Annotated in this window: 18 protein-coding genes, 1 tRNA gene and 1 pseudogene; 10 read left to right on the forward strand and 10 right to left on the reverse strand. The window is 63.1% G+C overall.

The features are described 5' to 3' along the window. Positions 1-230: 230 nt before the first annotated feature. The 3 genes from X741_RS160840 to X741_RS160830 form a co-directional block, all read right to left on the reverse strand. Positions 231-1,517: an FAD-binding oxidoreductase gene (locus X741_RS160840; RefSeq protein ID WP_023776564.1), complete on the reverse strand. Its 1,287-nt coding sequence runs from the start codon at positions 1,515-1,517 to the stop codon at positions 231-233. A gap of 122 nt (positions 1,518-1,639) precedes the next feature. Then, the gene (locus tag X741_RS160835; protein WP_023776565.1) at positions 1,640-2,005 is read right to left on the reverse strand and encodes a four helix bundle protein; all 366 of its coding nucleotides are present in this window, start codon (positions 2,003-2,005) and stop codon (positions 1,640-1,642) included. Between the two features lie 44 nt (positions 2,006-2,049). After that, positions 2,050-3,486 carry a glutamine synthetase family protein gene (locus X741_RS160830; RefSeq protein ID WP_023766756.1) on the reverse strand — a complete coding sequence of 479 codons (1,437 nt, stop codon included), beginning with the start codon at positions 3,484-3,486 and terminating at the stop codon, positions 2,050-2,052. 145 nt (positions 3,487-3,631) lie between these two features. Between X741_RS160830 and X741_RS160825 the strand changes: the two genes are divergently transcribed. Beyond that, the gene (locus X741_RS160825; protein WP_023776566.1) at positions 3,632-4,348 is read left to right on the forward strand and encodes an HAD family hydrolase; all 717 of its coding nucleotides are present in this window, start codon (positions 3,632-3,634) and stop codon (positions 4,346-4,348) included. A 63-nt stretch (positions 4,349-4,411) separates the two neighbouring features. Here the strand turns inward: X741_RS160825 and X741_RS0134095 are convergent, their stop codons facing one another. The 3 genes from X741_RS0134095 to aceA all read right to left on the reverse strand — a co-directional run bounded on the left by X741_RS0134095 (position 4,412) and on the right by aceA (position 6,701). Beyond that, entirely contained in the window at positions 4,412-4,825 is a 414-nt protein-coding gene (locus X741_RS0134095) for a response regulator (protein ID WP_051410412.1), read from the reverse strand. Between the two features lie 280 nt (positions 4,826-5,105). Further along, on the reverse strand, positions 5,106-5,348 hold the full coding sequence (locus tag X741_RS160820) for a hypothetical protein (protein WP_023766759.1): 243 nt from the start codon (positions 5,346-5,348) through the stop codon (positions 5,106-5,108). Positions 5,349-5,411: 63 nt separating this feature from the next. Next, positions 5,412-6,701 carry an isocitrate lyase gene (gene aceA, locus X741_RS160815; protein WP_023766760.1) on the reverse strand — a complete coding sequence of 430 codons (1,290 nt, stop codon included), beginning with the start codon at positions 6,699-6,701 and terminating at the stop codon, positions 5,412-5,414. A 236-nt stretch (positions 6,702-6,937) separates the two neighbouring features. Here aceA and X741_RS160810 point away from each other — a divergent pair, with 236 nt between their 5' ends. From X741_RS160810 to X741_RS160785, 6 genes are all read left to right on the forward strand, one after another. After that, positions 6,938-8,386, forward strand: coding sequence for an XRE family transcriptional regulator (locus X741_RS160810; protein WP_023776567.1), 1,449 nt, complete (start codon positions 6,938-6,940; stop codon positions 8,384-8,386). A 136-nt stretch (positions 8,387-8,522) separates the two neighbouring features. Continuing rightward, entirely contained in the window at positions 8,523-9,476 is a 954-nt protein-coding gene (locus X741_RS160805; RefSeq protein WP_023776568.1) for a DMT family transporter, read from the forward strand. 324 nt (positions 9,477-9,800) lie between these two features. Continuing rightward, on the forward strand, positions 9,801-10,898 hold the full coding sequence (locus X741_RS160800) for a polyamine ABC transporter substrate-binding protein (protein WP_023776569.1): 1,098 nt from the start codon (positions 9,801-9,803) through the stop codon (positions 10,896-10,898). Between the two features lie 76 nt (positions 10,899-10,974). After that, complete coding sequence (locus X741_RS160795) at positions 10,975-12,117, forward strand: ABC transporter ATP-binding protein (protein WP_023766764.1); 1,143 nt, start codon at positions 10,975-10,977, stop codon at positions 12,115-12,117. 9 nt (positions 12,118-12,126) lie between these two features. Further along, entirely contained in the window at positions 12,127-13,095 is a 969-nt protein-coding gene (locus tag X741_RS160790) for an ABC transporter permease subunit (protein ID WP_031249811.1), read from the forward strand. Beyond that, positions 13,092-13,910 (forward strand): ABC transporter permease subunit, encoded by an 819-nt coding sequence (locus tag X741_RS160785; protein ID WP_013893738.1) that lies wholly within the window; start codon positions 13,092-13,094, stop codon positions 13,908-13,910. Before X741_RS160790 ends, X741_RS160785 begins: the two co-directional genes overlap by 4 nt. A gap of 26 nt (positions 13,911-13,936) precedes the next feature. On the opposite strand, the gene X741_RS160780 is transcribed toward X741_RS160785, so the two are convergent. Continuing rightward, positions 13,937-15,790 (reverse strand): AsmA family protein, encoded by a 1,854-nt coding sequence (locus tag X741_RS160780; protein WP_023776571.1) that lies wholly within the window; start codon positions 15,788-15,790, stop codon positions 13,937-13,939. A gap of 186 nt (positions 15,791-15,976) precedes the next feature. On the opposite strand from X741_RS160780, the gene X741_RS160775 reads away from it, so the two are divergent. After that, positions 15,977-17,935 (forward strand): acetoacetate--CoA ligase, encoded by a 1,959-nt coding sequence (locus tag X741_RS160775; RefSeq protein ID WP_023776572.1) that lies wholly within the window; start codon positions 15,977-15,979, stop codon positions 17,933-17,935. A gap of 285 nt (positions 17,936-18,220) precedes the next feature. On the opposite strand, the gene X741_RS160770 is transcribed toward X741_RS160775, so the two are convergent. Next, positions 18,221-22,153: a PAS domain S-box protein gene (locus X741_RS160770; protein ID WP_023776573.1), complete on the reverse strand. Its 3,933-nt coding sequence runs from the start codon at positions 22,151-22,153 to the stop codon at positions 18,221-18,223. 250 nt (positions 22,154-22,403) lie between these two features. Here X741_RS160770 and X741_RS160765 point away from each other — a divergent pair, with 250 nt between their 5' ends. Then, positions 22,404-22,862: a phasin gene (locus X741_RS160765; protein WP_013893743.1), complete on the forward strand. Its 459-nt coding sequence runs from the start codon at positions 22,404-22,406 to the stop codon at positions 22,860-22,862. 351 nt (positions 22,863-23,213) lie between these two features. After that, a tRNA-His gene (locus X741_RS160760) sits at positions 23,214-23,290 on the forward strand. A 293-nt stretch (positions 23,291-23,583) separates the two neighbouring features. Here X741_RS160760 and X741_RS1000000167965 read toward each other — a convergent pair. Both X741_RS1000000167965 and X741_RS160755 read right to left on the reverse strand, forming a co-directional pair. Further along, a pseudogene (locus tag X741_RS1000000167965) lies at positions 23,584-23,848 on the reverse strand (SDR family oxidoreductase); the annotation flags it as partial. Between the two features lie 52 nt (positions 23,849-23,900). Beyond that, on the reverse strand, positions 23,901-24,575 hold the full coding sequence (locus tag X741_RS160755) for a GntR family transcriptional regulator (protein ID WP_013893750.1): 675 nt from the start codon (positions 24,573-24,575) through the stop codon (positions 23,901-23,903). Positions 24,576-24,591: the final 16 nt, after the last annotated feature.

Below are 24,591 nucleotides of genomic sequence, written 5' to 3' on the forward strand. Positions count from 1 at the left end.
TCGCCCGCGATTGTGGCATCACTGCGCCATTATAGAAGATTCTGCGCCTTTGCCGGCAATTGCGCAACGTGTCCCCTGGGCAACAAATGTTACAGGGAATATTACAATATTACATGAGGTCGTGATGGCACGGCATCGTGGCTCACTTGATCCAGTCCAATGCATGTCGCCCAAAGTGAACTCGGTTTTGGATAACGACATGCATAAAACGACCTGACGCGCGACGCGCTTCAAATCCTGTCGCGCAGCGCGAACCAGTTGAGCGCCAGGAATAGCAGCGGTGTACGGAAGCGGCGACCGCCGGGAAATGGCGGAATTTTAAGGTCCTCGATCAGCTTCAAGCGGTCGCGATTGCCGGCGACGGTTTCAGCATAGAGCTTGCCGAAGAAGTTCGACAGCATGACGCCGTGGCCGGAATAGCCGCCGACCGAGATCACATTCGGCATCACTTCGCGCACGAATGGCTTTCTCGGCACTGTGATGCCGACATAACCGCCCCAGCCGTGCGTGATCTCGACATCGCCTAGCGCCGGATAGAGTTCCACGATCTGGCGGCGGATATGAATGTGGATGTCCTTGGGATCGTTGACGCCATAGACCTCACGTCCGCCAAACAGCAGCCGGCCATCCCCCGACTTGCGGAAATAGCGCACGACGAAGCGGGAATCATCGACCGATTCGCCGCCCGGCAGCACCGTAGATCCCGCGCCGAGCGGCACGGTGGCGCCGATGAACGAACCGATCGGCATGATGTGCGCCGCACTCACCGGTTCGAGCGTTCCGCCATAGGCGTTGACCGCGATCAGGCACTTTTGGGCCGTCACGGTGCCACTTGGCGTGGAAACCTTGACCTTGCCGCCGGCGGAAATGATGCCGGTCGATGGCGTCCCCTCGAACAGCTGCGCGCCGGCCTGTGCCGCCACCCGCGCCGTGCCGATCACCAGCTTCATGGGATGGATGTGGCCGGTACCGGTGTCGCGGGTGCCGCCGAAATAGGCGGTCGAGCCCAGCCGCTCCGCCGTTTCCGTCTTATTCATGAAGGAAATATGCGGGTAGGAGAAACGGCTGGCCATGATCTCGGCATGCGCCTTGTAGTCGTCGACATAACGCTGTTTGTGCGCCACCGAGAGCTGGCCTGGCATGTAGTCGATATCGATCTGGTTGGTGGCGGCGAATTCGATGAGATGCGCCTTCGCCTCCTCGGCGAGATCGAACAGCGCCTTGGCTCGCGACAATCCGTATTCCGCCTCCATATCCTCGGCCCAGGCACGCTGGCCGGTGCCGAGCTGGCCGCCATTGCGCCCGGACGCGCCATCGCCGAAACGGTAGGCATCGATCAAGACGACATTGGTTCCCGCCTTGGCCAGATGCGTTGCCGCCGACAGGCCGGTGAACCCGCCGCCGACGATGACAACATCGCAGCTCCGGTCGCCATCGAGCGTCGGGTATTCAGGCCGAGGTCTGGCCGTGTCTTCATACCAGGAGCGGCCAGGGGAAATGGGGGATTGGTAAGGCATGATGCTCGTTCTAGGGAGTAGGGAGTAGGGCAGTAGGGCAGTAGGGCAGTAGGGCAGTAGGGCAGTAGGGCAGTAGGGCAGTAGGGCAGTAGGGCAGTAGGGCAGTAGGGCAGTAGGGAGAACTATTCAGGTGACAATTTGCGGATCAGAAGCCGCAAGAGCGTTCCCACGCTCTCACTCCGGGTCATCAATGGTTCGGTGGCCTCGTGGGAGCTGATTCCAACGCGCTGCGCTATCAGCAGATGGGTTTCCAGCTCTTTGAGCGATCCCTGCGCGATCCTGAGAAATTGTTGATAGGAGGCTCGGCTTTCTCGCCCATAGCCCTCGGCGATGTTGGCGGGCACGGAGGTGGCCGCCCTGCGTAACTGAGCCGTTAATCCATAGATCTCTTCTTTCGGCCAGGTTCGTGTCGCTTTGTAGATTGATACAGCTAGATCCATGGCCTGCTGCCAAACGATCAAATCTCTGTACGATTCGATCTTCGCCATCGTCAGTCGCCCCTACTGCCCTACTGCCCTACTCCCTTACTCCCCTAAACATTCAGCAACAGATACTCCCGCTCCCACGGGCTGATCACTTCCATGAAGGTCTCGAATTCGGCCCGCTTGATCGCCGCATAGGTCGCGGCGAAGGATTTGCCCAGCAGCGCGCAGAGTTCCTCGTCGCCCTCGAACAGGTCGACGGCTTCAAGCAGGCTGCGCGGCAGGTCGATCTCGTGCGCATTGGCGGTCGTCAGCACCGGAGGCTCGGCCTTGATCTTCCTGGTGATGCCGATCAGCCCGCAGGCAAGTGAGGCCGCCAGCGCCAGATAGGGGTTGGCGTCGGAGGACGGGATGCGGTTTTCGACACGCCGGGCCGCCGGATCGGAGCGCGGCACGCGGAACGCCGTGGTTCGGTTGTCATAGCCCCATTTGTTATTGACGGGGGCCGAGGCCGCCTGTGTCAGCCGGCGGTAGGAATTGACATAGGGCGCGAACATCACCAGCGCGTTCGGCACATGCTTCTGCATGCCGCCGATAAAGTGGAAGAAGTCCTCGGTTTCCGAGCCGTCCTCGGACGAAAAGATGTTCTTGCCCGTCTTCTTGTCGATGATCGACTGGTGGATATGCATGGCCGAACCCGGCTGGCCCTGGATCGGCTTGGCCATGAAGGTGGCATAGATCTCGTGTTTCAGCGCCGCCTCGCGGATCGTGCGCTTGAACATGAACACCTGGTCGGCAAGTTCGATCGGGTCGCCGTGGCGCAGATTGATCTCGAGCTGGCCGGCGCCCTCTTCATGGATGAGCGTGTCGATCTCCAGGCCCTGGCTTTCGGAGAAATGGTAGATGTCGTCGATCAGTTCATCGAACTCGTTGACGCCGGCGATCGAATAGCCGGCGCCGCCGCCGATCGCGCGGCCCGAGCGGCCGACCGGCGGGGTCAGCGGATAGTCCGGATCCGGATTCTTGCGCACCAGGTAGAATTCGATCTCGGGCGCCACCACCGGCTTGAGCCCCAGTCTGTCATAGGCGGCAAGCACGCGCTTCAGGACATTGCGCGGCGTGAATTCGACCGAACGGCCATCCTGGTGGACGAGGTCGCAGATGACGGCGGCGGTCGGGTCTTCCTCCCAGGGCACCACAGTCAGCGTCGAGAGGTCCGGCATCAGCTTGAGGTCGCCGTCGTCCTCGGGATAATGGAAGCCGTTGCCGTCCTCGGGATAGCCACCGGAAATCGTCGTCATAAAGACGGCCGAAGGCAGCGCCAGCGAGGTGTTTGAGGTGAATTTCTTCGACGGCATCATCTTGCCGCGCGCGACGCCGGCCTGGTCAGGTGTGATGCATTCGATATCCTCGATGCCGCGCCATTCCAGCCATTCGCTGACTTCCTTCCAGTTCTTCACGCCGCGCAGGTTTTTCACGAAAGCAGGCGTACGCGCCCGTCCTCCGCGGCTCGACGGACGGACTTCCTTTTTTGCAGGCGGCATCATTCACCAGATGAGTTGCGGATTTCGGAGTATAGCCGTGCCCGGCTACCGAAGGGAAGGGGAGCCGCTGCCGGCATTTGCCTTCGCGGTTGAAAACTGCCCACGGGTCGGCTTAGGTTCGGCTTGTTCTGCACACAAGAAATCTGCGATGCGAACCAGTAGCGAAGTGACGACGATAGGCTTCGACGCCGACGATACGCTTTGGCAGAACGAGCAGTTCTTCCGCATGACCGAAAAGCGGTTCGCCGCCATGCTTGCCGATCATGCCGAGGAAAAACAGATCTCGGCGCGACTGCTGGAGGCCGAACGGCGCAACCTCGCCCTTTATGGTTTCGGCATCAAGGGATTTACGCTGTCGATGATCGAAACGGCGATCGAGGTCACCGATGGGCGGGTGCCGGCTTCGGTCATAGCGGAGATTCTCGATGCCGGTCGCGAGATGCTGAGCCACCCGATCGAGCCCTTGCCGCACGCGCGCGAGACGGTGGAGAAACTCGCCGGCGCCTACCGCCTGGTGCTGATCACCAAGGGTGACCTCTTCGACCAGGAGCGCAAGCTGGCCGGATCGGGCCTCGGCGACCTGTTCGACGCGGTCGAGATCGTCAGCGACAAGAATGCCGCGACCTATGCGCGCCTCTTCAGCCGCCATGGCGACGGTCCTGCAAAGAGCATGATGGTCGGCAATTCATTGAAGTCGGATGTGATGCCGGCCATCGAAGCCGGCGGTTGGGGCGTACATGTGCCGCACGAACTGACCTGGGTGCTCGACCATGTCGAGGCGCCGGTCGCGGAGCCGCGGTTCCTGCAGATATCCGATCTCGGGCAATTGCCCGAACTGGTTCAGGGCATCACGAAACGAGGTTGATCGCTGCTTCCACCAGCTAGGTCCCGCGCGGTTCCGGACAGAAAACCGCTTCCTCGACTTGCTTTAGCGGCTGACGAGGCGGTCGATCACCGGTTGCAGCCGTTCAGGTGTGATCGGCTTGGTCACAACCGCATCGATGATACTTGACAAGCCCAGGCTTTCCGTCGTGCCATTCTTGGTCGAAAGCAGGATCACGGGAGGGAACGATTTCCCCGAAGCGCGCCGCAACGTTTCGATGCCGGACATCAGATTGTCGCAGTCCTTGTTGTCGGGGCCGCCGTCCAGCACGATCGCGCCGGGGACCAGCAAGCGCAAGGTCCGCGCCGCCATGTCGGGTGATTCCGAGATTGGTCGGAGCCCGGAACGCTCGACAATCTTCGACACCACCACGCGATTGATCGGCGATTTTCCGACGACCAGCACCTTCGAGGGATCGTGGATCGTCTCGCTGCTTGAACCTCGGGTCCCCGGATTCAGATGTCTTCCGGTCTCGCCCTCACGATTCACAGGGCACCCAAGTCGGCCAAGAAGCTCGCTCCCGTTTCAATGCAGAGTTGAAATCCGAGCGACAATTGGCGTGAGATCGCCCCCGTGTCAAGTTGAAATAAAAGGCTCCCGAGAGCACCTCGTACGACAGTGGAGTCAAGCAACAGTACTGTACTGCCCTGTCCACTGCTTGGTCGCATGAAAATAAAATTCACCTGCGCATACGCTGCGCAGGTGAAGGGCCGGTTGCAACGATTTCCGGTCAGCCCGGTCAGCTATGGCTCTGCTGCGTGACGATCACCGGGATCAGCAGATCGCCCCAATTGCCATCGCCGCCATGGTGCCTGGCCGAACGCACGAGCTCCACCGAGACACCTGCCTCGACCGCCTTCATGACCGACTGGTTCAGCCTGTGCAGGTCATTGGCCAGCATGCGGATCGTCGCCTGCTGGTCGACGCTCATCGTGGTGGACTGCTCTTCCGCCCGTTCCTTGACGCGGCTTATCGATGCCATTGGTTTTCTCCTGTGTCCGAAGCCCTGTCGGGCGTTTCCTCTGTTGGTCGTCTTTTCGTGGACTTATTCCGCAGCCGGCTTGAACTGCGCGTGCTCCGTCGATTCATGCATGGCGGTGGTCGACGACTGGCCGCCGGTGATCGCCATCGACACGGCGTCGAAATATCCGGTGCCGACCTCGCGCTGGTGCTTGGTCGCGGTGTAGCCGTTGGCTTCCGCGGCGAACTCGGCTTCCTGCAACTCGGAATAGGCAGCCATCTGCCGCGCCTTGTAGCCGCGTGCCAATTCGAACATGCCGTAGTTGAGCTGGTGGAAGCCGGCGAGCGTGATGAACTGGAACTTGTAGCCCATGGCGCCGAGTTCCTTCTGGAACCTGGCGATCGTCGCGTCGTCGAGGTTCTTCTTCCAGTTGAACGACGGCGAGCAATTGTAGGCGAGCAGCTTGTCCGGGTGGTGCTTGCGCACGCCCTCGGCGAATTTCCTGGCCTGCGCCAGATCCGGCTTGGACGTCTCGCACCAGATCAGGTCGGCGTGAGGCGCATAGGCGACGGCGCGGGCGATGCAGGGCTCGATGCCGTTGCGCACATGATAGAAACCTTCAACCGTGCGCCCGGCGCCATAGTCGACGAAAGGCTGGTCGCGTTCGTCGATGTCGGAGGTGAGCAGCTTGGCCGCTTCCGCATCGGTGCGGGCGACAACCAGCGTCGGCGTGCCCATCACGTCCGCCGCCAGGCGCGCGGCGTTGAGGTTGCGGATGTGCGCCGCGGTCGGGATCAGCACCTTGCCGCCGAGATGGCCGCACTTCTTTTCCGACGCCAGCTGGTCCTCGTAGTGCACGCCGGCGGCGCCCGCCTCGATGAATGCCTTCATGATCTCGAAGGCGTTGAGCGGTCCGCCGAAGCCGGCTTCCGCATCGGCGACAATAGGCGCGAACCAGGTTTCGACCGAAAGCCCGTTGCCCTCTGAGGTCTCGATCTGGTCGGCGCGCTGCAGCGTGCGGTTGATGCGCTTGACCAGCTCGGGCGCCGCATTGGCCGGATAGAGCGACTGGTCCGGATACATGGCGGACGCCGTGTTGGCGTCGGCGGCAACCTGCCAGCCCGACAGGTAGATGGCCTTCAGCCCGGCGCGCACCTGCTGCATCGCCTGGTTGCCGGACATGGCGCCGAGCGCGTTGACGAAATCCTCCTCATGGATGAGCTTCCACAGCCGGTTGGCTCCCATTTCGGCCAGGCTCTGGCGGATCTGCACCGAACCGCGCAGCCGCTTCACATCCTCCGGCGAATAGGGACGTTCGATCCCGTCGAAACGGCCTTCCGGCGCCGATGGAACGAGGTTGTAAAAATCAGTCATGGGATACTCCGAAGGATTGCTGCGCTCTGGCCGGCGGCCAGTCATTGGCCTGCTGGAATGTGACTGAATTTACATTGCGGCGCGGAATGAGCCAGGTAAATCAACAAATATGCCGGGATATAAGGGAAAACTTGTGTTGTGTTTGACAGAGGGTCGCTGTAAATCTGTCATAATTGTAAAGAAATCGGCAGCGTGATTGCCGTGGAAATTGTGTAAATTCCTGTCAAGGATAGCCGATGGCTGACCAGAAGATATTCGCCGGGCCGCGCATCCGCCGCATCCGCAACGCCAAGGGCCTGACCCAGACGGCGATGGCCGAGGGGCTCGGCATCTCGCCGTCCTATCTCAACCTGATCGAGCGCAACCAGCGGCCGCTGACGGTGCAGCTGATCCTGAAACTGGCGTCCGTCTACAAGGTCGATCCGCATGAGTTGCAGGGCGAGGCAAGGGGGTCTGTCGCTGCCCTGAAGGAAGTGTTCACCGATCCGCTGCTGGTCGGCGAGTTGCCTGGAGATCAGGAGCTGATCGAGCTTGCAGAGGCGGCACCCAATGCGTCCGCCGCGGTGATAAAGCTGTTTCGCGCCTATCGCGAGCAGGCCGAGCGGCTGTCCGATCTCAACGAGCTTCTCGCCCGCGAGGGGCGGGCGACGGCGCTTTCCGGCGCCCGCCTGCCGATCGACGAGGTGCACGAGACCTTCGAGCGGCGGCCGAACCATTTTTCGGCACTCGAGGAAGAAGCCGAGGCTTTTACGTCTGTGCTCGATCCCGGCGACGACCTGTTCGGCGCGCTGAAAGCCTGGCTGAAGCGCGAATACGGCATCGTCGTCAAGGTGCTGCCGGTTGCCACGATGCCGAACTGGCGCCGCCGTTACGATCGCCACTCGCAGCGGCTGTTCCTTTCGGAGCGGCTGTCGCCGTTCGACCAGCTGCGCGAAGTGGCGATGGAAGCCTGCCTGATCCGCATGACGGTCGCGGTCGCCGGCGAGATCCAGGCGCTCAAGCTGAGCACGGACGAAGCCCGTCGTCTCGCCCGCTTCGAACTCGGCCGCTATGCGGCGCATGCGCTGATGATGCCCTATCAGGCCTTCTACGCCGCCGCAGTTCGCGCCCGCTACGACATCGATGTCCTGCGTTCGCGCTTCGGCGTCTCCTTCGAGCAGGCGGCGAACCGGCTGACCATGCTGCAGCGGTCGGGCGCCCCGGGGGTGCCCTTCTTCATGCTGGAGGTCGACAATGCGGGAAATCGCTTCCGCAAGGCCGGCAGCCAGGGTTTTCCGCACAGCCGCTTCGGCGGCGGCTGCCCCAAGCTGCCCGTGCATGTCGCCTTCTCCCAGCCCGGCCAGGTCTTCGTCGAAGCGGTGGAAATGCCCGACGGCGCCGAGTTCCTGTGCATCGCCCGCACGCTGGAAGGGCCGCAGGGCGCGTTCTCCGAACGACCGCGCCGCACCGCGCTGCTGCTTGGCTGCGACATCGGCTTTCGCGACGACATCGTCTATGGCGCGGCACTGCCGGGCGCGACGACCGCCGGAAAGTCCGGACCAGGTGTCATTGCGGCGACGCCTGTCGGGCCTGCCTGCCGGCTTTGCGAACGCGTCGGCTGCCTGGCGCGTGCCGAGCCGCCGGTGACGCGTCCGCTCGGCCTCGACGAGATGGTGACCGGCCTGAGCGCCTTCGACTTCCAGTAACGCGGCAGCAAAGGTGCCACAATCGTCGCCGGTGTCTGGATCACCCGCGGCTCAAGTCTTTGCGCTACGCGAACAGAGCAGTTTTTTGTCGTCCCTTGCGCATCGTCCCGTCCACAAAAGCCCGACAGTCGCGCCCATGACAGACGCAGCATCATCGCCCGGCCTTGTTACCCCGACAGCCTCGCCGCGCGAGGAACGCGTCGGCATGCTTTTGGTCTTCCTGTCGGCGCTGATGTGGAGTTTCGGCGGCACCATCGCCCGCTTCATCACCGTCGGCGACAGCTGGACGGTTATCTTCTGGCGCTCCGTCTGGGCCGCCGCCTTCCTGCTCTCCTTCATGGCCTGGCGTGACGGCTGGCGCGGCATGCTGAGATCGTTTCGCGACATGGGCCTGCCCGGTCTCGCCGTGGGGTTCTGCTTCGCCATCGCGTCGACATCCTTCGTCGTGGCACTCGCTTACACGACTGTTGCCAACATCCTCTTGATGCAGGCCGGCGTGCCGCTTCTGGCGGCGCTGTTTGCCTGGGTGCTGTTTCGCGAACGGGTGACTGTCGTGACCTGGGTGGCGATCGCCGCCGTCATCACCGGCGTTGCCATCATGGTGTCGGAATCGCTCGATGGCGCCGTCTCGCCCGTGGGGGACGGGCTGGCGCTGCTGATCGCATTCATGTTCTCGATCGCAACCGTCATCACAAGGCGGTTCTCCAGCGTGCGCATGACGCCTGCGACCTGTCTCGGCACGATCCTGGCCGCCGGCTTGGCGGCGTCGCAGGCGTCGACCTTTGCGGTGTCGGCCAGCGACATGGGTTTCCTCTTCGCCTTCGGCGTCGTCAATCTCGGCATTGGCCTGGCTTTCTTCGCCACCGGCGCGCGCCTGGTCCCGGCGGCCATCGCGGCGCTGCTCGGCACGTTCGAGCCGATTCTCGGGCCGATATGGGTCTGGCTCATCCATTCCGAGGTGCCGTCCGGGCGCACCATCATCGGCGGCGCGGTGGTGGTCACGGCGCTGCTTGTCCATATCGGGCTGGAGTTCAAGCGCCAAGCACGGCCGCAGCGAGCAGGCGTCACCGGGGTGCCGTCGCCTAATTGATGCCGGCCCGAAGCTTTGCCATTGACAACGTCGCTGCCGCCCGGGCAGGCTGGGAATACGGCAACAACAAGACAGGCGTATCTTGCCAAGTCTCCCCGGCGGCCCGATCGAGACCGGACCACATTCCTGTATTTCTGTCCGCGCGGCGGCGAAAGCTTCTGACGGCGCCGTAATTCCTTCCAGTCCAGGACAGCCGGACGGCCGCAGGCGGCGCGCGGATCGGTTCTTGTTGTCCCCTGGAAAGCTCAATACCCTGACGAAAATGCCCGGTCGCGCGCATGCCGCGACGAGCCGGCGACGGAACACTCACCAAAGGAGAATAGCATGATCCGCAAAGCGCTCTGGCTTTCGGCGACCTCGGTATTTCTGACCCTCTTCACCGCCGGCGGTCACGCCGCGGACCGCGTCGTCAACGTCTTCAACTGGTCGGACTACATCGACAGTTCGATCATCGACGACTTCACCAAGAAGACCGGCATCAAGGTCGTTTACGATACCTTCGATTCCAACGAGATCCTGGAAACCAAACTGCTCGCTGGCGGCAGCGGCTACGACGTCGTCGTGCCGAGCGGCAATTTCCTGGCCCGCCAGATCCAGGCCGGTGTGTTCCAGAAGCTCGACAAGTCGAAGCTGCCGAACATCTCCAACATGTGGGACACGGTTTCGGAGCGCACCGCCAAATATGACCCCGGCAACGAATACTCGGTCAATTACATGTGGGGCACCGTCGGCATCGGCTACAACATCAAGAAAGTGCAGGCGGCACTCGGCACCGACAAGATCGACAGCTGGGATACGTTCTTCAATCCGGACAGCCTCGCCAAGTTGAAGGACTGCGGCGTCTATGTGCTGGATTCACCAGCCGACATCATTCCGGCGGCGCTGAAATATCTCGGTCTGGACCCGAACAGCACCTCGCCCGACGACATTGCCAAGGCCGAGGACGCGCTGATGAAAGTGCGGCCCTTCATCAGGAAGTTCCATTCTTCCGAATACATCAACGCACTCGCCAATGGCGACATTTGCCTGGCGATCGGCTGGTCTGGTGACGTGTTCCAGGCACGCAACCGTGCCGTCGAAGCCAAGCAAGGCGTTGAGATCGGCTATTCGGTGCCGAAGGAAGGCGCCCAGATGTGGTTCGATCAGATGGCTATTCCGGCCGATGCGCCGCATACCGCCGAGGCACTCGAATTCATCAACTACATGATGACGCCGGAAGTGATCGCCAAATCGTCGAACTATGTGCTCTACGCAAACGGCAACAAGGCGTCGCAGCAATTCGTCGACAAGGCTCTTCTGGACGACCCGTCGGTCTATCCTGACGCAGCGACGTTGCAAAAGCTCTACACTGTCCAGCCGTACGATCCCAAGACCCAGCGCATCATCACGCGCAGCTGGACCAAGATCGTCACCGGCCAGTAAGCAATCCGACACGACCCCGGCAGCCAACTGCCGGGGTCGATTTTCTTTGGGGACTCAGGACAGACGGAGTGGGGATATGAAATCGCTTGGCAGCATCCGCAGGGATTTCGCGCCATGGAAGGACCCGAACGCCAAGCCATACATTCAGTTCGAGAACGTCACCAAGAAGTTCGGTGACTTCACCGCCGTCAACAATCTGTCGCTGACCATATTCGAGCGCGAATTCTTCGCGCTGCTGGGCGCCTCCGGCTGTGGAAAGTCGACGCTGCTCAGGATGCTTGCCGGCTTCGAGGAACCGACGGCTGGCCGCATCCTGCTCGATGGCCAGGATTTGCGCGGCATTCCGCCCTATCGCCGGCCGGTCAACATGATGTTCCAATCCTATGCCCTGTTCCCGCATATGACGGTGGAAAACAACATCGCCTTCGGCCTCAAGCAGGAAGGCATGGCCAAGCCCGATATCGAAAAGCGCGTCACCGACATGCTGAAGCTGGTCAAGCTCGAGCAGTTCGCCAAGCGCAAGCCGCACCAGCTCTCCGGTGGCCAGCGCCAGCGCGTCGCCCTTGCCCGCTCTGTCGCCAAGCGCCCGAAGGTGCTGCTGCTGGACGAGCCGCTCGGCGCGCTCGACAAGAAGCTGCGCGAGGAAACCCAGTTCGAACTGATGGACCTGCAGCAGGAACTCGGCCTCACCTTCGTCGTCGTCACCCACGACCAGGAAGAGGCGATGACCATGGCCGATCGCATCGCCATCATGGACAAGGGCGAAGTCATGCAGGTTGCGACACCGGCGGAAGTCTATGAGGCTCCGGCATCGCGCTTCGTCGCCCATTTCGTCGGCAACGTGAACATGTTCGAGGGCAAGGTTGCCGAACAGTCGGCCAACACGACGCGCATCACCGGCCCAAGCGGAGCCCAGATCGTCGTCGAGAATGGTGGCGCGGCTGCAAAGGCCAATGCCGACATCGTCTTCGCCATCAGGCCGGAGAAGATCAGGGTCTCGTCGAAGAAGCCGGCAGATGCCGTCAACGCTCTGGAAGGCGAGGTCTACGACATCGCCTATCTCGGCGACATGACCGTCTATCACGTCAGGCTGGACGACGGGCAGATCATCAGGGCAAGCGCCTTGAACGCGGTGCGCGTGACCGAGGATCCGCTGACCTGGAACGACCGCGCCTGGGTGTCTTTCCGGCCCGACGCCGGCGTCGTGCTGGCGCGGTAGGGGGCTGATATGTCCAACATCGCTGTCACCGACGCCGCCGTGCCATCGGTCGCCGACAAGCCGTTCCTGGCGCGGCTGGGCGCCGGCTTCGTCAACCGCCTCGTCATCATCGTCCCCTATCTCTGGCTGCTGTTCTTCTTCCTCGTCCCCTTCGTCATCGTCTTCAAGATTTCACTGTCGCAGACGGCGATCGCCATGCCGCCCTACACGCCGGTGCTGGGCTTCAAGGACGGCGTGTCAGGCTTCTTCGCCGGGTTTCGCGATCTCAACTTCGACAACTATGTCTGGCTGACGCAGGATGCGCTCTATTTCAAAGCCTACGTCACCAGCCTGATCATCGCCGCCATTTCGACCGTGCTCACGCTGCTGGTCGGCTACCCCATCGCCTACGGCATGGCGCGCGCGCCGGCCACCATCCGCCCGACCTTGCTGATGCTGGTGATCCTGCCGTTCTGGACGTCGTTCCTGATCCGAGTCTATGCCTGGATCGGCATCCTGAAACCCGAGGGACTGCTCAACCAGCTGCTTTTGTCGCTGCACATCATCAACCAGCCGCTGGTCATCCTCAACACCTACACGGCGATCTTCATCGGCATCGTCTACTCCTACCTGCCGTTCATGGTGCTGCCGCTCTATTCGTCTTTGGAAAAGATGGATTATTCGCTGATCGAGGCGGCCAAGGATCTCGGCTGCCCGCCGACATCAGCTTTCTGGAAGATCACCTTCCCGCTATCCCTGCCGGGCGTCATTGCCGGTTGCCTTTTGGTATTCATCCCGGCCGTCGGCGAGTTCGTCATCCCCGACCTGCTCGGCGGTTCGCAGACGCTGATGATCGGCAAGACCTTGTGGAACGAGTTCTTCGCCAATCGTGACTGGCCGGTGTCTTCGGCCGTGGCCGTCATCCTCCTGCTTCTGCTGACCGTTCCGATCATGCTCTTCCAGCAGGCACAGGCGAAGGCGCAGGAGCAGGACAAATGAACACCACCTGGAGCCGCTTCAACGTCACCTCGATCGTGCTGGGCTTTGCCTTCCTGTACCTGCCGATCGTGCTGCTCATCGTCTTCTCCTTCAACGAGTCCAAGCTCGTCACCGTCTGGGGCGGCTTCTCGACCAGATGGTATGTGTCGCTGTTCCACAATCAGGGCCTGATGGACGCCACCTGGGTCACGGCGCGCGTCGGCGTCATTTCGGCCACGGTGGCGACCGTGCTCGGCACGTTGGCGGCGCTCACCCTGACGCGTTACACCCGGTTCAGGGGCAGGGTGCTGTTTTCCGGCATGGTCTTCGCGCCGCTCGTCATGCCGGAAGTCATCACCGGCCTGTCGCTGCTGCTGCTCTTCGTTGCCGTCGGTCTCGATCGCGGCTTCCTGACCGTGACGCTCGCCCATATCACGCTGACCATGTGCTTCGTGGCGGTCGTCGTTCAGTCGCGCCTGGTTTCCTTCGACCGTTCGCTGGAGGAAGCGGCGATGGACCTTGGTGCAACGCCGACGAAGACCTTTTTCCAGATCACGCTGCCGGTCATCATGCCGGCGATCGTGTCCGGCTGGATGCTGGCCTTTACGCTGTCGCTCGACGATCTGGTCATCGCCAGCTTCACCTCCGGGCCGGGCGCCACCACGCTGCCGATGAAGATCTACAGCCAGGTCCGTCTCGGCGTGACGCCGGAAATCAACGCCGCCTGCACCATCCTGATCGCTGTGGTCGCGGTCGGCGTCATCATCGCCTCGATCGCCAACAAACGGCGTGAGGTGCAGCGCCAGCTGGATGAACAGGCCGCCCAGCGCGGTTAGCTGCGCGGTGGATGTTTCGGGCGGGGCTACTCGCCCGAAACGCCGCGGCTTATCGGCGAAATGAACGGCGTGCTCCATGTCCCGCCGACGAAGAAGGACGACTGGTTGGGGCCTTGCTGGCCATTCGCCTGCGTGGCGGCCTGGTCCGGCTGGATGACGCCGCCGGACAGTGCCAGCCCGCGCCCGGCGTAGGAGGCGATCCCGGAAAGCCAGATTTTGTATTTCGCCGAATTGGCCTCGGCCTTGTCCAGCCTTGCCACGCCTCTCGAAATGGTTGCCTTCACTTCGGCGCCGTCGATCGGCAATGTCCCGTCCGAAACGTCATCGAGTGCAAAGAAGCCGCCTTGTTCGGTATGCTTGAGGAAGGCCGGCAGGTTGAACTTGCTGAGCGCGCCGGGGCCGAAGGTCGCCGAGACCGAGCCATCGGCATTTTCAAAGATCGAATCCCAGGTCCTGCCCGGTCCCTTGAGGATGACCGAAACCGTACCCGTGCCTACCGGCACCAGCCGGGTCATCCCGGCAGCCGTAGCGAACGCGCCGCCGTCGACATCGGATGCGAGCAGCCGGATTTCGACCTGGGTGCCCTCGGGCTTGCGGTCGAAACGAAGGCTGGTCTGGATGTTGCCGCCAAAGGCCGAGGCGTCGGAGATGTCGAAGACGGAAAGGCCATCCTTGACCTGGGCGGTGGCGGCGACATCGGCAAGCTGGATGGCACCCGCCGTGGCATGCGCCGCCGACAGCCTGAGATCGAGGTTGATCCGATCGGCAAAACTTGTCTCGACGTCACCCGGTCCGGCTCCGCTTGCCGGTCCCAGCGGCGTGAAGGCGGACAGAAACGACCTGAGGTCGAGTGTGTCGAAGGCAAGCGTGCCCGAAATCACCGGCTGCGCGTCGCCAAGCGACAGGTCCAGCGCGCCCATACCCGGATTGTTGTCCAGCGCCAGTGCGGTGTTCTCGAACTTGATGCGCCCGGCCGACGCGGTGACCTTGCTCGAAATGCTGACCGAGCCGATCGCCGCGCTCGGCGCGATGCCAGCCTGCGTCCATTCCAGCACGCGGCGCAGCGAGGGAGCCGCGAACTTCACCTGGCCGTCGAAATAGGCATTCTCGGACATGCTGGCCGTGCCGTCGAAGGAGAAAGTGGCGGGCGCGGCCTTCAATGACAGGGCAAGCGGTGCCATGCCGCCGGCAAACAGCACCAGCGGCTTTGCCGAGGCGGCGTCCACGGTCACGCTTTCGCCGCGCCAGATTCCGGTTGCCGACAGCGTCGCATTGCTGTTCATCGCCGCCCAGGTCGCCTGGCCGCTAAGGCTGCTCAGGATCTCCACGTCCTTGCCGTTGACGGATGCCACCATGCGGCCGTCCCTGAACTCCACCGTGCCGAACGTGTCGGTCGGCAGCTTGTCGAGATCGGGCTTGGCGGGATCGGCACTGACCACGCCGCGCGCCGCGTCGATGGAGCGCGCGATGCGGCCGCCGGTCGGCGCCGTCGGCAGGAACAGGCCGTCCGCCGACCGCTGCACCCGGATCGTCGGCCGCACCAGCCGTGCCGTGGAAAACTCTACATCGCCGCGCAATGCCGCCATGGCCGAGAGGTCGACCTCGACCCGTTCGGCCTCGACGACCGGCGGCGCATCGGTGTCCGTCCACTTCGACAGCGTCACATCGGTCAGGATCGCGCGGAAATTCGGCCAGACCTCGATGCGCGGCGAGCCATCGATGGCGACGCGAAAGCCACTCCACGCGCTCATTTCCCAAGCGATGCGGTCGCGCACGATGCGCGTCGAGGCGATCAGCGGCAGGGCGGCGACCACGAGAGCGATGACGATTACGGCAGCGCCGATCGCCCATACTCCGCGGCGGATGAAGGATGACGGCATATCGCCCTGTATGCTTCCGTTCCGACAAAAATCGTCCAGTCGTCACTACGACTTAGGGCTGAGGCATTTCAAGTCTTTATGGCCCGGCGATGGCATTTGCGCACACTTGCCCGCATCGGCCGAACAAAATCTTGCTCTGCTGCGCTGCGATATGCATAAGCGGTGACGACCTTGGGAGGATCGATCATGGCCGCCGAAGTACCGCTCTGGACCCCGACGCAAGACCAGATTGATGCCGCGCCCTTGACCGGTTTCATGAAGGCCGCGGAGGCGAAAGCCGGCGCAGCGTTTCCTTCCTATTCCGAGCTTCACCGCTGGTCGGTCGAGGACCGCGAGGCATTCTGGAGCCTGGTGTGGGATTTTTCCGGCATTGTCGGCGAAAAGGGCGAGCGCGCCTTGGTCGATGGCGACAAGATGCCCGGCGCATCGTTCTTTCCCGATGCCACACTGAACTTCGCCGAGAACCTGTTGAAGAAGACCGGCGCTGGCGAGGCAATCGTGTTTCGTGGCGAGGACAAGGTCGAACGGCGGCTGTCCTGGAGCGAACTGCATGGCCTGGTCTCGCGCCTGCAGCAGCTTTTCCTGTCGCTCAAGGTGAAGAAGGGCGACCGCATTGCCGCGATGATGCCCAACATGCCGGAGACCATTGCCGCCATGCTGGCCACGGCCTCGATCGGTGCCGTCTGGTGTTCCTGCTCCCCCGATTTCGGCGAACAGGGCGTGCTCGACCGCTTTGGCCAGATCGAGCCTGTCGTCTTCATCGCGCCCGACGGCTATTGGTACAATGGCAAGGCGATCGAGGTCGCCGACAAGATCGCGGCGGTCGCGGCCAGGCTCGGCACCGTCCGCAAGGTCCTGGTCGTCGACTACCTCGGCACCTCTGCCGATGTGGCCGCGACCATCGACAAGGCCGTGGCGATGGAAGAGGCGCTCTCGCCCTTCGCCGTCAAGCCCGTCACCTTCGAGCGGCTGCCGTTTTCGCATCCGCTCTACATCCTGTTTTCGTCGGGAACCACCGGCGTTCCCAAATGCATCGTCCATTCGGCCGGCGGCACGCTGATCCAGCATGTCAAGGAACACCGGCTGCATGCCGGCCTCATCGACGGCGATCGCTTCTTCTATTTCACCACCTGCGGCTGGATGATGTGGAATTGGCTGGTGTCGGGCCTCGCTTCGGGCGCGACGCTGCTGCTCTATGACGGCTCGCCCTTCTACCCCGACGGCAACACGCTGTTCGATTTCGCCGATGCCGAGAAGATGACCTTCTTCGGCACCTCGGCCAAGTTCATCGATTCGGTGCGCAAGGCTGGTCTCAAGCCAATCCGCAGCCATGATCTGTCGACGGTGCGGGCGATCTCCTCCACCGGTTCGCCGCTCTCGCCCGAGGATTTCCGCTTCGTCTATGACGGCATCAAGAAAGACGTCCATCTCGCCTCGGTTTCCGGCGGTACCGACATCGTCTCCTGTTTCGTGCTAGGCGTGCCGATCGAGCCGGTCTGGAGCGGCGAGATCCAGGGGCCTGGCCTTGGTCTGGCCGTCGATGTCTGGGACGACGACGGCAGGCCGGTCCGTCAGGAGAAGGGTGAACTGGTCTGCACCAAGGCTTTTCCGGCGATGCCGATCGGCTTCTGGAACGATCCCGAGGGCAAGAAATACCGGTCCGCCTATTTCGAGCGTTTCGACAATGTCTGGTGCCATGGCGACTTCGCCGAATGGACCGGCCATGGCGGCATGATCATCCACGGCCGCTCCGACGCCACGCTCAACCCGGGCGGTGTGCGGATCGGAACGGCGGAGATCTACAACCAGGTCGAGCAGATGCCGGAGATACTGGAGGCACTGTGCATCGGCCAGGATTTCGACAATGACGTGCGGGTCGTGCTGTTCGTGCGCCTTGCAGCCGGCGTGCAGCTCGACGAGGAACTCGAAAAACGCATCCGCGCCAAGATCCGCAGCGGCGCAAGCCCGCGCCACGTGCCGGCCAGGATCGTCGCGGTGTCGGACATTCCCCGCACGAAGTCTGGCAAGATCACCGAGCTCGCGGTACGCGACGTGGTCCATGGCCGCGTCATCAAGAACAAGGAAGCGCTCGCCAACCCCGAGGCGCTGGAGCTGTTCCGCGACCTGCCGCAGCTGGCCGAGTGACCACAAGCGGCATGGTTAACCAAATATGTCGTGCGAATTTACCTAGATTTCACGAGTGGTACACATTCGTAAATTTTCCGCGGCGCCGGTAAGGACTTGTTAAGGCCCGGCGTCGATAGTCGCATGTAACTTGAGGGAGAAATCCCGTTCCTCAGCCCCCGGAGGATCTGAATTCGCTCAAGCCCCCGTTGTGACAGCAATTCCATCTCTAAGGCGTCCTTTGGGCGCCTTTTCTTTTTGCCGGAATTGGCTGCTGGCTGCCCGACCTTCTGGCTGCCCAACCTGTTATTCCGCGAGCACCCTGGTCGAGGGGAACGCGACCTCGACAAGCGTTCCTTCTCCCGGCGTCGAATTGATGGTGAACCGGGCGCGGTTCGCCTCCACCATGGCCTTGGTCAGCGGCAGGCCAAGTCCGGTGCCGTCGCCACGCCCGCGCTTCAGGGCGTTGATCTGCTTGAACGGCTTCAATGCCTGCTCGATCTCGGCCTGGCTCATGCCGATGCCTGTGTCGCGCACCCGCATGACGACGTCGCCCGAGGTCTCATAGGCGGTCGAGACGATCACCTGGCCGCCCGCCTGGGTATAGCGGATGGCATTGGACAGGATGTTGAGCGCGATCTGGCGCACGCTGCGCAAATCGGCCACCACTTCCGGCAGCCGCGAGGCGAAGCTGGAGCGGATGATGACGCGCTCGCGGTTGGCCTGCGGCTGCATCATCGCCACAGTCTCGGCCAGCGTGTCGTTGAGCGACACCGCCTCATAAGCCATCTCCTGCTGGCCGGCCTCGATCTTGGAGATGTCGAGCAGGTCGTTGACCAGATCCAGCACATGGTTGCCCGAGCGGTTGATGTCGCGCAAATAGTCGCGGTAGCGGTCATTGGCGACAGGCCCGAACTTCTCGTCGACCATCAGCTCGGAAAAGCCTATGATGGCGTTGAGCGGCGTGCGGATCTCGTGGCTGATGCGGGCGAGGAAATCGGTCTTCTGCGAGGAGGCGCGTTCGGCCACCGCACGCGCCTGGGTGAGATCCTCCTCCGCCCGTTTCCACTGCGTGATGTCGCGCACCACGGCGCAGAAGCCGCTGTCGTTGGGCAGCCGGCCGATGGTCATGAACAGCGGGATGAAGCGACCCTGCGCCTCGCGCCCAATGACCTCGCGGCCGTCATTCAGGACGCTCGCCACGCCCGGTTCGGACAGTCCGGTGAGATAGTCGCGCGCCGCCCGCTGGCTTTCGATGGCAAACAGCGAGGCGAACGGTTTGCCGGTCACCTCGTCGCTGTCGAAACCGAACAGCGCTTCGGCCGGGCGGCTGATCGAGCGGATGGTGCCGTCAGTGCCGATCAGCACGACGCCGTCGGTGGCGGTATCGATGATGGTGCGCATCTCGGCGATGCGCGCCTTGAGTTCGGAAATGTCGGGCTGTGTAGGCTCATCACTGACCACATGCAGAGCTACAGGCGTCTCATCCTCGCCGGAACGGCGCACGACCAGCATCAGTGCCTTGCCGTCGCGCCAGGGAACGGAGCGCAGGATGGCGTCGATCGGAAATTCCTGCCCATCGCGCGTCCTCAGCCGCAGCGCCCGATCGCTGCCGTCGGAGACGCCGTCCTCGGCGTAGGGGTCGGCAAACAGCGCGCCCAGGCCGCCGGCATCCTCGAGATCGTCCAGCGCGGCGTAGCCGGTCAGGTTCAGGAATTCCTCATTCGCGTAGTGCAACTGGTCGCCCGAATGAATGAGCAGTGGCACCGGCAGCTTGCCGAGCAGCAAGGTGTCCGGAGCCTTGCTTTCGTCGCCGACGGAAAATGCAGACGGCGTGAACCCTTCGGTCTTGAGCGGTGGCACCTGCAGGCGCGGCCGCTCGGCGTGGGCCTCTGCCCCGTCACTGGCCGCCTGCACGTCGGGCGCGGCGCCTTCCTCGCTGCCGGCCCAATCCTCATTGTCCTCGGCATCGCGAAAATCGGCCGACGTCATGCTGTCGTCGTCGACAGGCTCATGCGTCATGTCTGCGCCAACCGGTTCGGCGTCGGTCGCAGCGGGCTCGGTGCTCTCCGGTTCCGCCGCTGCCGGTTCGGAGACGGCAGGCTCGTCATTGTCCGCGACGGGGCCGGGTTCGCTCTGGTCGGCATAGTCGAGCAGAGAGCCGGTTGCACCGGGCGAGGTGTCGTCTTCCGCACGAACTGCTTCGTCCACGCCGTCGAGCCGCGCAAGATCCGCTTCGTCCTCGGCATCGACTTCGGTCTCGGAGGGCTCGGCCAGGACCGCGTCGCCTTGGGGCTCTGTCGCCGGGTGTTCGCCGGCATCCTTCGGCTCTTCGGGTGGCGTTGCGGCATCTGCCTCCGAAACCTCGCCGGTCGCATCGGCTGGAGCGTCCGTCTTCACGGCCGGCGCCTGTGCTTCCTCCACGGGTTCAGCGGGTGCTTCTGCCGCCGGCTCCGCGGGGCTTTCGACGCCGGGCTTTTCAGCCTCTGGCGGCTCGGCCGTCGAACTGTCCTTCTTCAGCCGTTCGCCGATCTCGCGAAACGCACTGCGTTCCAAGGTCGACAGCCCCTTGTCATTGACCGGCTGCCGGTGTTCAGCCAGCCGGATCACCTTGTCGGCAAAGCGCCGCTCCGGTTTCGGCACGATGGTCAGCGCCGGTACCTCGCCCTTGAACGGATCCGCCTTCGGTTCGCCGGCTTTCGGCTCTTCGGCGGCAGGTTCGACAGCTTCTGGTGCCGCCGGAGCCTTGCCGTTGGGCATAAGTGCCATGCCGATCGCTTCGGGATCGACGACGGCGTCGCTGGGGCGGGCAACGCCGAAGCCGCGGAAGCCTTCGAAAGCGCGGCTGCGGCCATAGACGGGCAAAGCCGCGAGGTCGACGGGGATCTTCAGATCGGTGCCGACGACCGGCCACAGCGCGGTGCGGCCGGACCAGGTGTCGCGCCGCTCCAGAAGGCCGGCGATCTCGCCGGACGCATCGAGGCCGAAGGCCGCCGCGACATCCCTGAAGCGCCGGCCGATCACATCGGCGGCCGGCTGGCCGACGATATCGGCGAACTCCGGCGACAGCGCGCTGAATTTGCCTTCGGCGTCGGTGCGCCAGACGAAACGCATCGGCGCCGCCGAGCGGTCTATCGTCCTGGCAGCCGGGGTTGCGGTCGGGACAGTCGGGGAGGTTGCCTGGATGCCATCCGCTCCGCTTTTTTCGACGGCAGCGTCAGCGGCGGTCTGTCCAGGCACGGTTTCCGGGTCGGGCGTCGCGGGCGCTGGCCGCCCATCGTTCTCGTCGGCATTGAAGTACCAGTGGTCGTGCTGCGACGGCGCTCCGCCTGTCGGCGGCTGGTCGCTGTTTGCCGCGACCGGTGTCTGGCCGGCCGTTTCCGCGCTCTCCCGCGCTGCCGGTCCCACGATGTCCTCAGCGGCGGCTCCGGCAGGGACGGGTTCTTGGCCCACCGCATCCGCCCGTGGCTCTGCCGCCGGCTCGTTGTCGAGTTCGGGTTGGGATTGCACGGCGGCGCCAGCGGCCACTCCGTCGGAGCGGTCGTTCGCCGGCGCTCGCTCGATGGCGCCGCTCTCCTCCATTTGATCTTCGTCGATCACCACCAGGAGATGACGCTCCGGCGTCAGCCGGGCGAGACCGGCCGGGTAGGATGTCTTGCTGCCCGGAACGAGGCGCTTGACGATGCGCTCGCTCTCGGCGGCCACGTCGGCCACCAGTGCCGCCAGCGTCTCGGGCTGGATGCCGAGCGCCGCAAAGCCCTCGGACGCTGCCTCGACCTTGCCTTCGGCATCGATGAAGGCAATGAAATGACCGTCTTCGGTAAACCCACTGATCGCTCGATTGGCGATTTCGGCAGTGCTGCGCGAACCCGTCTGGGCCGCCGGCACCGCCAGCATGATCGCCTTCTCGTCATCGGGCAGCGTCACGGCGCTGGCGAGGAAGCCGGCGGCGCGGCTGGTCATTCCGGTTGCCAGCCGGACCGTGATGGCACGGTCGCTGCCGATCTCGGGAAAGCCGCTGGTCGCCATGATCTGGCGGCGGGCGATCAGCGGCAGCCGCGCCGACGCACCGATGATGGCTTCGATGTCGGGATAGCCGAACGCCGCGGCACCCGGCCCATTGGCCCAGATCACCTGTTCCAGATCCACCGACAGGATCGCGATTGCGTCGCCGGCGGCGAACCGCTGGCGGACCGCGTCGAGCACGGCGACATCGAGGAAGGAGTATTCGGACGGCATGCGCTTGGCGAACCCTCACGGAGCGGCGAAATTTGCAGTTAACGCTTTGTTAATAAAAGCCGCAGGCGCGAAGGTCCACAAGCCAGAACGTGCAAAGGTTGGAATTTGGGCTTTTGGTTAACGGCGGAAAACAATTTTTTTGTGCACTGCAACAAAGATATTGCAATGCACAAAAATTGCCTTTATATTGCCATCATACATGAACGAGACGGCTTTCTGTCAAAGCCGCTGCCGCTGAAAAGGATGGAAAATGTCCAGGACCAAGACCGCCGAGACGATCGAAAACGTTGAATTCCCGAGCTTCGACGCTTCCAAGGCCACCGACCAGATCCGCGCTTTCGCCGAAAAGGGCGTTGAGCAGTCGAAAGAGGCCTATGCCAAGCTGAAGACCGGCGCCGAGGAAACACAGAAGGCTCTGGAGTCCACCTACGAGACCGCCAAGACTGTTTCCGGCGACCTCTCGCTCAAGACCATCGCGGCGCTGCGCGCCAATGCCGAAGCCGGCTTCTCGCATCTCGAAGCCCTGATCGGCGCCAAGTCGCTGTCGGAAGTCGTCGAGCTGCAGACCGCTTTCCTGCGCAAGCGCGTCGAAATGACCGTCGAGCAGGCCAAGGACTTCCAGGCTGTTGCCTCCAAGGCGGCCGAAGACGTCTCCAAGCCGATCAAGACCGCCTTCGAGAAGGCCGTGAAGGACATTAAGGCTGCCTAATATTTGCGCTTGGTTGAAAGATGCAACAAAAGGTCGCGTTTTCTTCAAGCCCATAAAGCGTATGATGACAGCCATCAACGAATACCCGGCGAGTGGAACCTCCTCCCTCTGCTTCCCGGGGTGACCAGCCAGCACCTCCTCCCGCTGGCTCGTAACAGGAAAAGGCCGGCACCTCCTCCCGCCGGCCTTTTTCTTTGCCCGGCGAAACCAGCGTCGTTGCGGCGAGATGTGGGGAACTGCCCTTTGCTTTCCAAAAGCCTTGAATTAGAATCCATAAGCCCGTAAGGACGCATCGCCGAACGACAGAGCAGATCGCCGGGACTTCCCACCTCGATCTGCTCAGGCAAACGTGCCGTTGTAGCTCAGATGGTTAGAGCGCCGGATTGTGGATCCGGAGGTCGCTGGTTCGATCCCAGCCAACGGTACCATCGGCTTTTTCACAAGGCCTTGATCTTCTTCGGGCGAACTCAATCGCTCCCGGAAACCGTCGCACCCATGTGATGCGGCACATTGCCGGCATCGCGGTCGCCGTGCCCGACGGCGAGCTCGAGATCGTGCCGAGGCAGTTATGCGCCATCAATCTGCCGGCCGGCCATTGACGGAGTGCCGGCGTCCGCCGGACAGGCCGTGCTTCCGGCATGCCGCACCGCAGAATGCGGCATGCCGGTGTGCGACCAATGCATGTCGCCCAAAAGTGACCCGGTTTTCAGCGCGACGCGCTCTAATAGGTTGTCCGCCCGCCCGACAGATCGAAGGTCGAGGCCGTGGTGAAGCTGTTCTCCTTGGAGATGAGCCAGGCGACCATGGTCGCGGCCTCGTCGACCTTCCAGCAGGCGGCCGCGCGGGATACGCGAGTGCATGTATTCAATGCGCTCGGCCGTCAGTTGTTCGAGGATGCGCGTCTGCGCGGTGGCCGGCGAGATGCAGTTGACCGCGATGTCGTACTGGGCCAGTTCGTTGCCGAGCGACTTGGTCATGCCGATGACGGCGGCCATAACCGAGCGCTTCCGACTTGGTGCGCCCGCCGGGTGGGCCGCCTCAACCGAGCAGGTCGGCCGCGACTTCGAGCGTGTTGCGGAACGACGTCTCGATATGGTGTTCCATCGCTTGCGCTGCCCCCTCGGCGTCATGGCGCTTGAGCGCGTCGAGGATGGCCTCGTGCTGCTCGATCGTCTGTTCGCCATAGCCGGGCTTGGGAATGGCGAGGTAACGGCCGCGATCCATCTGCGCCTTGGAGATGTCGACGGCGCGCCAGATCATCGGCAGGCCGCAGATCTCGGCGATGGTGCGGTGGAAGACATCGTCGAGTTGTATCGCGGTGGCATATCGGCCGCGCGATATGGCAAGCCGATGCGCCGCCATATTGTCTTCAAGCAGTTCGGCCGATGCCGGTGTCAGCTTGACGGCCGCGCGCCGCGCGCTCTCCATCTCCAGCGCCCGACGGATGACATAGGCTTCTTCCAGGTCGGCGCGGCTGATCGGCGCGACATAGGTGCCGGTCTGCGCCAGGATCTTGACGAGACCCTCGTCGCTGATGCGCTTGACGGCTTCCCGCACCGGAGTGCGTGAGACGCCGAGGGCTTCGGCGATCGCCACCTCGTTGATCACTTCCCCCGGCTTCATCTGCCCGACGACGATCAGGTTGCGGATCTTCTGATAAATCTGATCGCGGAGCGGCAGAGCCCGATTGAGGGTCGAAGGATCCAGGTCCATGGCAAATCCGTGGCTT

The sequence above is a fragment of the Mesorhizobium sp. LNHC221B00 genome (assembly GCF_000502935.1).
GTDB classification, from domain to species: Bacteria; Pseudomonadota; Alphaproteobacteria; order Rhizobiales; family Rhizobiaceae; genus Mesorhizobium; species Mesorhizobium opportunistum.

Excerpts from the sequence above, each read along its gene's own strand:
- X741_RS160790 (WP_031249811.1), top strand. The coding sequence starts at position 12,127 with ATGTCCAACATCGCTGTCACCGACGCCGCCGTGCCATCGGTCGCCGAC.
- X741_RS160835 (WP_023776565.1), bottom strand. The coding sequence starts at position 2,005 with ATGGCGAAGATCGAATCGTACAGAGATTTGATCGTTTGGCAGCAGGCC.
- aceA (WP_023766760.1), bottom strand. The coding sequence starts at position 6,701 with ATGACTGATTTTTACAACCTCGTTCCATCGGCGCCGGAAGGCCGTTTC.
- X741_RS160840 (WP_023776564.1), bottom strand. The coding sequence starts at position 1,517 with ATGCCTTACCAATCCCCCATTTCCCCTGGCCGCTCCTGGTATGAAGAC.
- X741_RS160810 (WP_023776567.1), top strand. The coding sequence starts at position 6,938 with ATGGCTGACCAGAAGATATTCGCCGGGCCGCGCATCCGCCGCATCCGC.
- X741_RS160805 (WP_023776568.1), top strand. The coding sequence starts at position 8,523 with ATGACAGACGCAGCATCATCGCCCGGCCTTGTTACCCCGACAGCCTCG.
- X741_RS160755 (WP_013893750.1), bottom strand. The coding sequence starts at position 24,575 with ATGGACCTGGATCCTTCGACCCTCAATCGGGCTCTGCCGCTCCGCGAT.
- X741_RS160825 (WP_023776566.1), top strand. The coding sequence starts at position 3,632 with ATGCGAACCAGTAGCGAAGTGACGACGATAGGCTTCGACGCCGACGAT.
- X741_RS160795 (WP_023766764.1), top strand. The coding sequence starts at position 10,975 with ATGAAATCGCTTGGCAGCATCCGCAGGGATTTCGCGCCATGGAAGGAC.
- X741_RS160820 (WP_023766759.1), bottom strand. The coding sequence starts at position 5,348 with ATGGCATCGATAAGCCGCGTCAAGGAACGGGCGGAAGAGCAGTCCACC.
- X741_RS160770 (WP_023776573.1), bottom strand. The coding sequence starts at position 22,153 with ATGCCGTCCGAATACTCCTTCCTCGATGTCGCCGTGCTCGACGCGGTC.
- X741_RS160785 (WP_013893738.1), top strand. The coding sequence starts at position 13,092 with ATGAACACCACCTGGAGCCGCTTCAACGTCACCTCGATCGTGCTGGGC.
- X741_RS160780 (WP_023776571.1), bottom strand. The coding sequence starts at position 15,790 with ATGCCGTCATCCTTCATCCGCCGCGGAGTATGGGCGATCGGCGCTGCC.
- X741_RS160775 (WP_023776572.1), top strand. The coding sequence starts at position 15,977 with ATGGCCGCCGAAGTACCGCTCTGGACCCCGACGCAAGACCAGATTGAT.
- X741_RS160800 (WP_023776569.1), top strand. The coding sequence starts at position 9,801 with ATGATCCGCAAAGCGCTCTGGCTTTCGGCGACCTCGGTATTTCTGACC.
- X741_RS160830 (WP_023766756.1), bottom strand. The coding sequence starts at position 3,486 with ATGATGCCGCCTGCAAAAAAGGAAGTCCGTCCGTCGAGCCGCGGAGGA.
- X741_RS160765 (WP_013893743.1), top strand. The coding sequence starts at position 22,404 with ATGTCCAGGACCAAGACCGCCGAGACGATCGAAAACGTTGAATTCCCG.